The sequence below is a fragment of the Lentibacillus halophilus genome, from assembly GCF_039522485.1.
Classification (GTDB): Bacteria; Bacillota; Bacilli; order Bacillales; family Amphibacillaceae; genus Lentibacillus; species Lentibacillus halophilus.
Genome location: NZ_BAAADM010000055.1, coordinates 244,705 through 253,382, shown reverse-complemented (window position 1 = coordinate 253,382; position 8,678 = coordinate 244,705). Strand labels below are relative to the sequence as shown.

Annotated in this window: 6 protein-coding genes; all 6 read left to right on the top strand. The window is 45.3% G+C overall.

What is annotated here, in order from left to right:
* Positions 1 to 659: 659 nt before the first annotated feature.
* The 6 genes from ABDZ72_RS13955 to ABDZ72_RS13930 all read left to right on the top strand — a co-directional run bounded on the left by ABDZ72_RS13955 (position 660) and on the right by ABDZ72_RS13930 (position 8,576).
* Positions 660 to 2,375: a hypothetical protein gene (locus tag ABDZ72_RS13955; RefSeq protein ID WP_343754208.1), complete on the top strand. Its 1,716-nt coding sequence runs from the start codon at positions 660 to 662 to the stop codon at positions 2,373 to 2,375.
* Positions 2,372 to 3,391: a membrane dipeptidase gene (locus ABDZ72_RS13950; RefSeq protein WP_343754206.1), complete on the top strand. Its 1,020-nt coding sequence runs from the start codon at positions 2,372 to 2,374 to the stop codon at positions 3,389 to 3,391. Before ABDZ72_RS13955 ends, ABDZ72_RS13950 begins: the two co-directional genes overlap by 4 nt.
* Positions 3,373 to 4,179, top strand: a complete 807-nt coding sequence (locus tag ABDZ72_RS13945) for a DUF3726 domain-containing protein (protein WP_343754204.1) — start codon at positions 3,373 to 3,375, stop codon at positions 4,177 to 4,179. The genes ABDZ72_RS13950 and ABDZ72_RS13945 overlap by 19 nt, the downstream gene beginning before the upstream one ends.
* Before the next feature lie 36 nt (positions 4,180 to 4,215).
* Positions 4,216 to 5,679: an aldehyde dehydrogenase family protein gene (locus ABDZ72_RS13940; protein WP_343754202.1), complete on the top strand. Its 1,464-nt coding sequence runs from the start codon at positions 4,216 to 4,218 to the stop codon at positions 5,677 to 5,679.
* Between the two features lie 345 nt (positions 5,680 to 6,024).
* Positions 6,025 to 7,587, top strand: coding sequence for a BCCT family transporter (locus tag ABDZ72_RS13935; protein ID WP_343754201.1), 1,563 nt, complete (start codon positions 6,025 to 6,027; stop codon positions 7,585 to 7,587).
* A 251-nt stretch (positions 7,588 to 7,838) separates the two neighbouring features.
* A complete protein-coding gene (locus ABDZ72_RS13930) occupies positions 7,839 to 8,576 on the top strand; it encodes an IclR family transcriptional regulator (RefSeq protein WP_343754199.1) in 738 nt (245 codons plus the stop codon).
* Positions 8,577 to 8,678: the final 102 nt, after the last annotated feature.

Genomic DNA, 8,678 nt, shown 5'->3' with positions numbered 1-8,678 from the left:
TATTTGATAACCTCCCGCAATTTTTAAAGAAAACATTTCTTGGCAATGAGGAATTTAACGCACAAGCAGCATAGTCAGTTTGGTTTAGATCAAGGCATATCAAGGGTTACAGGCTCATTCTGCGGTGCGAAAGTTGAGTTATTAATTTGGAACCTGGGGTGATTAACGAATTAGGTGTGTTCACACTGGAGGAGGATTTAGCTATAACCGACGATGGCTGTGAACTCCTGTCCGGCGGAAGCAGAGCGCTGCATTCGGTATAACGCTCGATGCCGATTCTCCAAAATGAATGATCCTTCTGAAAAGCTGCCGGTTTCACCAAACTGGCGGCTTTTGTTATGTAACATGGAATTTAAAAAATCAGAAAATTAATGGTAAATAAAATATTGACAATGGTCCTTATTTAATTTATGATAAAGACAAATAACGGTATAGGATTCCGATAAACGGTATAACATGTTTATTTCCTAGGTTCATTTGTTTTCCGTTTTATTATCGTTATTTGTGTAAACGTTTACTTAACGATTTATTACAAATCAAACGAATGGGAATTGAAAAGTGGAAATAAGATGAAGACTTTTTCGGCATGACATGGCCTGATTAACAGTGATTCGATAATAGATTGCCAGTCTTAAGGGGATTTCTGGGAGGTGAACAGCATGATGGCGGTAGAGAATATTGAGCATCCATTACGCCCGGCTTCAGAAGTGATGAAACTGGAACGCATTGGGGCATTCCGACTAACCAGCTTAAGTTTTTTGCGCATTCTGATGCGGCATATGATGCGGGAAAATTGGACCATTCAGTGCACCGCGTTTGAATTGGATGATGACGGGCACGGTCACGCGATTTACCGTATTCAAACACCGACACACGAGTTTTCATTTCTGACCATTTCATCCAATATCAGTGATGAGGAACGAAGCGACCGCGTCATTTCGAAACAATGGGATGTGACGTTTGCTCTAAGTGAAGGCACCATATCAGAAGAGAAATTGAACCGAATGAAAACCAATTTGCCAAAACAAGAAGCCGGACGCGGAGAAGCCTCTGACCTCGTCTGGTCACGGGCGAACAAGAGCAATCGTATCTTTGATTATGTGATCGATTGTTTAACAGCTGGAGAACAACCGGATCCGAAAGTCCTGAATGAGGTTGGGTATTTGCTGCGGACGACAGCGGTTTATGGCAACGGAAAATTCGGGATCGCCCCGTATGAAAAATTGAAGGAAAAACACCCATTCAATGGTCCGTTTCAGGCGCAAATGTTTGCCGTGTATATGCTACGTCATTTCAGCTTTGATTTGGTTGAGCATATTGCCAAGCGGCAACAACCGGAAGCTGTTTCACTTGATCCGGAAGTGAAACGTTTTATCGGAACCGGCAATGCGACAGGTCTTGGGATGGCACCGTTTCTCATATCTCACCCCCGGTTGATCCATCAGTGGATCTATGTGCGAGAGAAGGCGATTGCCAGAGTGAAGGATATCAAACCGTCGCAGGATGATTTGATGCTGCTGATTCATTGGCTGGACCGTGTTGCCAACTATTTCGATGAGTCCCGGTTAATCGACAGACAAATATATGTCAAACCGGAAAAATTAGCTGAGCAAAGCCGCTTTCTTAAACAGCGTGTGTTGGAATATTTGGAGATTGGCACGTTTGCCGGCCTTCCAGTGACCGATGTATGGGAAGGATTATCCGAAACAGCCGTTGAAACGGTTTCGATTGAGATGCAGGAATTATTGCATACTGTCCTGCTTGAAATATACGCCGATCATGTCATTGACCTTGAGGAATGCATGAACGTGGAGGAGACGTATCAAATCGTACCCCGCATGACCATTCAGGAATTGACAGACCTGATTAACCGGCAGTACCAATGGGCGTTCCAGTACAATTTCACCGATCCAGATGAAAAATATTACTTCTGGTATCGTTCGGAGGAAAAAGAGGAACCACGTTTAGGCGTACGCGGCGAAGAACCGGGCGAAGATCTGGAAATGCCTATGAATATTGCCGAACAAGTGCAGGGGCTCTATAAAATGATACAACATGCACCGCCGACCGAGATGGTTGCCACGTTCATTTTAAGACATCCGCGCTATAAAGGAATTATCCAGCGCATTCAATCACTTGACGGATATGAGTACGGGGAAATCCAGGCAAACCTATTGAGCAAAGATTTCATGCCGCTTCACCTATTACGATGCAAGCTATCGTTTTTCGGAGCTGAGCGGTTTAATCCGAAATCCAACCGCTGGGTGCGCATTACCTTGTTTCAAGGAGCACCACTTGTCGAAGAAATCGGGGAGACATTCCCGGATAACTGGGTTTTCCCACACTTACCTACGATGGAGGGAGATAAATCATGAGTTATCAACACGAACAAATCGTTATCGATGCATTGGAGTTAAGCAACTGGGACCGCGACTTCCTGCATTTACTGCAACAAGGTGGTGTCACCTGTGTTCATGCGTGTTGCGGTTTATGGGAAAATGCCCGGGAAACGCTTAGTAAAGTAGGAGCGTGGCATAAATTTTTCAAAGAAAACGACGATTTGGTGATGCAGGTTCATCATGGTGATGACATTTTGCAAGCAAAAAAAGAAGGGAAAATTGGTGTCGTTCTCGGTACGCAAAACACGTCAGCTCTGGAAGATGAACTGTCTCTCGTTTCGGTGTTTAATCAGCTTGGCATTAAAGTGATGCAACTAACCTATAACAATCAAAACCTTGTCGGGAGCAGTTGCTATGAAGCACGCGATGTTGGTCTTTCGCGTTACGGTAAGCTCGTCGTTGAGGAGATGAATCGGGTGGGCATGGTCGTTGATCTTTCCCACGTTGGTGAGCAGACGTCGCTCGATGCTATCCATACCTCAACCAGACCGGTTGCTATTACCCATGCGAACCCGGATTGGATTTATCCGACGAAACGCAATAAATCCCCCGAGGTGCTCGCGGCATTGCGGGATAATGGTGGTGTTCTCGGTTTGTGTGCCTACCCGCACTTGGTCAACGGTCAGCAGACAACACTTGATGAGTTCTCCGACATGATTGTACGTACCATTGACTTTATGGGCATTGATCAGGTCGGCTTGGGAACTGATTTGACGTTGAACATGTCGATCGACTTCCTGCACTGGATGCGAATGGGCCGTTGGACACATGAAATTGATTATGGCGCCGGATCCAAAGATAATCCGTCTTGGCCGGAATGGCCGTCCTGGTTCAAGACACCGGCGGATTTCCCGAATATTGCGAAGGGGTTGTCGCAAAAAGGACTGACGAGCGACGAGGTAGACAAAGTGATGGGAGGAAACTGGTTGCGCTTCTTCACGGATGGTTTCAAAGCCGAAAAGGAGGCGGAACAATGCGTGTATCCTTTGTAGAATTATTTATCCATTGTAAAAAGGTGTTCCGTGCATGCGGCATTCCCTATGGCTGTGCTGATGATGGAGCGGAAGTAGTCACATGGAGTGAATTTATTGGTCTTAAAGGCATGCACGTATTGCAGCAGGAAATTCCAAATATGTACCCACCGGGCATGAGAAGTGTGGATTTGCTTCTGGAAGATGATAATGGGCTGTTTCGTTTTGATGGCAACAAACAAAGCGCCATTATTCTCGGGAAATTAATGGCTGACTATGCTCTCGCGCTGGCGGAAACAAGGGAGACAGTCCGTGTGCACATGACAAACACGACCAGGTCGCATCTGTTGGCACAGCCCGCCCATTACATTGCATCACGAAACAGGGGGTGTCTCATTAATTACAAAACAAAGAATGGCGAGCCGATGTGGATTTTATCCACCCCGGAGATTGCGTATCCGGTTTTTGCAGAAGGAAATAGCGCCGAGGAAATGGTACAGCATAGCCTGACAGCGGAACTTGGGCAGTATGAAACAACCAACTTGAAGTCTGATGATTTCTGGCTTGTATGCACGACCGAAACGAACTTAATTACGTCATGCATACGAAATCTTAGACACGAAGCTAAAAAAGGGGCCATTCATTTAACTGAATCCGCCAAATTAAAAGCAACCTTTGACAAAAATTATAACAACGGTCTGGAAGTGGATGATCAGGCGTGGAAAGAACTGGGTGACATCGGCGATCAAACACTTGTTGAAGCAACTGAGGCATCCAGACAACGCGGTGCAGGCGAAATGGCTCAGTAAATAATATAGATAAACATAATTGAAGGAGGATGTATCATGGCAACAAAAACAGCGACAACATTGAAAAATTTTGTGAATGGGGAATGGGTAACACCATCCGGTGAACTGAAAGAAGGGGTAAATCCAGCCAATACAAGGGAAGTTGTTTCATCGTTTCGCCAGTCTACTTCCGAAGACGTCAAACAGGCGATCGATACAGCTTCAGAAACATTTCAATCATGGAGGAACACGCCCGCTCCACAACGTGGCGACTATTTATTTAAAATCGCCGCATTAATGGAAGAAGAAAAAGACGATCTTGCGAAAACCATCGTGCAGGAAGAAGGGAAAACCTACAATGACGCAGCCAAAGAAGTCGGCTATGCAGCGGGAATCGTCAAGTATTATGCCGGGGAATGCCGCCGCCTGAAAGGGACATTGCAGGAAGCGGATATGCCGAACGTCCAAATCGAGACAAAACCCGACCCACTTGGTGTCGTACTCGTTGTCACACCTTGGAACTTCCCAATGTCGATTCCGGCCTGGAAAACAGCACCGGCCATCGCCAGTGGGAACACAGTGGTCTTGAAGCCTTCATCTGAGACACCGTTAACCGTGATGAAATTTATGGATATTGTTCAACGGGCCGGTGTACCAGCAGGCGTTGTCAACCAAGTAACGGCGCCAGGCAAGCTTGTCCCGGAAATGGTTCATCATCCGGCCGTAAAAGCTGTCACCTTTACAGGATCAAATTCTGTTGGAAAAACGATTTACGAAGAAGCAGCGAAAGGCATGAAACGTTGCTTGTTGGAAATGGGTGGAAAAAATCCGCTGATTGTGATGGATGATGCGGATGTCGATCAAGCTGTGCAGCTGGCCGTAGCGGGTGCTTATGGCCAGACAGGACAGGCTTGTACCGCAACAGGTCGGGTCATCGTTCACGAAAAGATAGCGAAAGAATTCACCGATAAGCTTGTTAAGCGAACCCAAGAATTGAAGATAGGAAATGGATTGGAAGAAGGCATCGACATTGGACCACAAGTTAACCAGTCCGAGCTACAATCCACCCTGGATTTAATTCAGAGTGCAAGAGACGAGGGTGCCACCATTTTAACCGGTGGAAAAGCGCCGGACACACCAGAAACAGAACACGGTTACTTCGTCGAGCCAACGGTCATCAGTGGTGTGAAGCCATCCATGACGATTGCTCAGCAGGAAGTATTCGGTCCGGTCAACAATATCATTGAAGTGAACGATATAGACGAAGCGATTGCGGTTGCCAATAACGTGGATTATGGATTGTCATCGGCTATATGCACCAAAAATCTGGAATATATGAACCAAGCGCTTGACGAAATTGAAGCAGGCGTTATCAAAGTGAACTTAACAACAACGGGTACGTTTTTCCAAGCCCCATTCGGCGGTTATAAGCAATCAAGTACAGGAACCTTTAAAGAACTTGGCAGCGAAGCACTGGACTTTTACTGCCAGTACAAAACCCACTATATCAAAAGTAAGTAAATGATTCTTTAGCATAAGCAGTGCATAAGGCTGTATCGGAGTCTTGTGCGCTGCTTTTTACCAAACAGAGGTTGTCGGAGCGATCAACGAGCAACGACATTCTTCGAAATGAATGATCCCTCTAATGTCGTATGGATCCCAAATGGTCAGAAAAGTGGCTATACATTAAATATTGACAATGGTTTTTATTTAAGTTATTCTGCATAGAATAACGGTATATGATTCCGATAAACGGCATACCGCTTTAATTAGGATTTATACGTTATCTATCTGACTATCGTTATTTGTGTGAACGTTTATTTAACGATTCATACAGCCTTAAAAATTAAGTGAGGAGGAAGGTTATTGGAGAATGAAAAGCAACATAAAAAACAGTCGGTAGATTTGCCGGTTCTAGTGATTAGTGGAGGGTTGTTGCTGATCTTTGTTGTGGCAGCCCTGATTAATCAACAATTCATTACCGACGTCGTCAATAGCTCATTTAGCTTTTCGGTAAAATATTTTGGACCGGTTTATCAGTTGGTTATGATTGGCACGTTTTTCATCGCTTTATATCTTGGTTTTTCCAAATATGGGCGCATCAAGCTTGGGAATTTGGATAAACCGGAAATGAGTACATTTAAATGGGTGTCTATCATCATGTGTACATTGCTTGCCGGCGGAGGCGTGTTTTGGGCGGCCGCGGAACCGCTTAATCATTTTCTGACGGTACCACCCCATTTTGGCGATATCTCTGCCGGATCTGAAAAAGCTGTGACACCGGCTTTGGCAACAAGTTTTGTTGATTGGGGATTTCTGGCATGGGCGATTCTCGGCACACTTGGAACATTCGTATTTATGTATGCACATTATCACAAAGGGGCTCCTCTTAAACCGAGAGCCTTGTTATATCCGTTTTTCGGGAATAAAATCATGAAGAATAGTGCGCTTGGGACATTTGTCGATGCGTTTTCGATTATATCGGTTGCAGCAGGCACGATTGGCCCGATTGGATTTTTAGGGTTGCAGGCAGGTTACGGTGTTAATGCTCTGTTTAATATTCCAAATACATTCTTTGTTCAATCATTGATCATTATTGTTCTAGTGGCTATTGCTGCTATTTCCGCCGTAACCGGTATTCATAAAGGTATTCAATTTCTGAGCCGTTATAATGTTATTTTAGCCTTATTTTTGGTAGGTACTGTATTGGTCGTGGGACCTGGGTTGTTTCTATTTAATTCGTACCTGGAGTCATTTGGTATGTATGTGCAAAATTTCATTACCATGAGTACTTTTCGCGGTGACGGAGCATGGCTGAGTGGTTGGACGGTCTTTTTCTTTGCATGGTTTTTAGGTTATGGACCGATGATGGCCATCTTTGTCGGTCGCATTTCCCGAGGCCGTACTATACGGGAAATCGTAACAGCGGTTGCCGTCATAGCACCGGTGGTTACAACCATTTGGTTTACGGTTGTTGGCGGAACTGGGATTTTTCAGGAAATGGCAAATCCGGGATCGGTTTCGGACGCGTTATCCAGTAACGGTGCACCGGCAGCTATGGTAGCTATTACACAGCAATTGCCATTTGGTACGATACTAGGAATTCTGTTCCTTATCGCAACCATTGTATTTGTGCTTACGACAACGGACTCGATGTCGCTGACCATTTCCATGGCTATCTCCGGGCATGGTCATCCGTCAAGATATCTGCGTGTCTTCTGGGCGATTTTAATGGGTATGGTTGCGACTGTTTTATTAGCGATTGGCGAAAGCAGTATCAGTGCGTTGCAATCCTTTATTGTGGTAACAGCTGTACCGGTTTCATTATTGCTGTTGACCACGTTTTGGACGGCGCCACATGTGTGCAAAATACTGGCTAAGGAACAAGGCATTGACAAATCAAAAAAAGATGAGGACTATGCGGCATAACACTGCCTGATCGATAGTAGTGTTAAATCATTTATGATGATTGCTCAGCAGGAAGCATTCGGTCCTGTATATCAAACGTAAATAAATTTCTTGCATAAGCAGTGCATAAGGTTGTATCGGAGTCTTGTGCGCTGCTTACTTTTATCATGCATAAAACGAGCCGCTACACGCTACCAATCCAGATTCGTTCTAATAGGGAAGACGCGTCATGTTATTATGTTACAATTGTAAAAAATAAACGGGGGGATGCTATGACAGCCAAAACAGATGTTTCTGCAACAGTATTGCGAGCGATTCGTATATTAAATTATTTAAAGGATACCCCCGGGCCGCAAAGTGTCAGTTATATCAGCAATGCATTAGACCTGTCTCCTACCATTGTTCATCGCTTATTGACAACCTTGAAAACGGAAGGGTTTGTTTTTCAGGATGCCCAATCCAAACAGTATTCTCTCGGTGCTGTTTTTTTGGAATATGCGAATAAATTGTTAACGGATTTGCCATTTGCTCCTCTTGTTGAGCCGTGGCTTAGTCATTTACGCAATAGGACCGGAGAAACAGCAGGGTTTTATATACCGAGCGGCAATACACGTGTATGTGTCATGGAATACGAAAGTCAGCAGGAGATACGGCGCTCTGTTGGGGTAGGCAATCAGCACCTGATCCACGCTGGTGCGACAGGTCGGGCGATTCTTGCTTTTCAATCGGAAGACATGCAACAACGTATGCTGGAACGGGTATCGCTGGAAGAACGGGATGCATTGGCGCAAAAATTGCAGGCGACAAGGGATCACGGTTATGCCATTAGCGTCGAAGAAATCAATGCGAATGTGTCTGCGCTATCGGCACCTGTGTTTGATCGGCAGCAGCAAGTGGTTGGTGCTGTTTCCGTTTCGGGGCCGACATTCCGCTTTAACGATGAAATGGTTGAAAAGCATATTCCGACATTGCTTCATGCGACGACCGCGATAACCAACGCGCTGGTATAGTGGTGTCAGATGCGTGATCGAATGAGGATGACTCAGGCAGGACGAGATGTCAACGATCGAAGCTAGCCCGAGGGTAGGAGCGATATTTGAGTCTGACAACGT

Excerpts from the sequence above, each read along its gene's own strand:
- ABDZ72_RS13950 (WP_343754206.1), top strand. The coding sequence starts at position 2,372 with ATGAGTTATCAACACGAACAAATCGTTATCGATGCATTGGAGTTAAGC.
- ABDZ72_RS13955 (WP_343754208.1), top strand. The coding sequence starts at position 660 with ATGATGGCGGTAGAGAATATTGAGCATCCATTACGCCCGGCTTCAGAA.
- ABDZ72_RS13945 (WP_343754204.1), top strand. The coding sequence starts at position 3,373 with ATGCGTGTATCCTTTGTAGAATTATTTATCCATTGTAAAAAGGTGTTC.
- ABDZ72_RS13940 (WP_343754202.1), top strand. The coding sequence starts at position 4,216 with ATGGCAACAAAAACAGCGACAACATTGAAAAATTTTGTGAATGGGGAA.
- ABDZ72_RS13930 (WP_343754199.1), top strand. The coding sequence starts at position 7,839 with ATGACAGCCAAAACAGATGTTTCTGCAACAGTATTGCGAGCGATTCGT.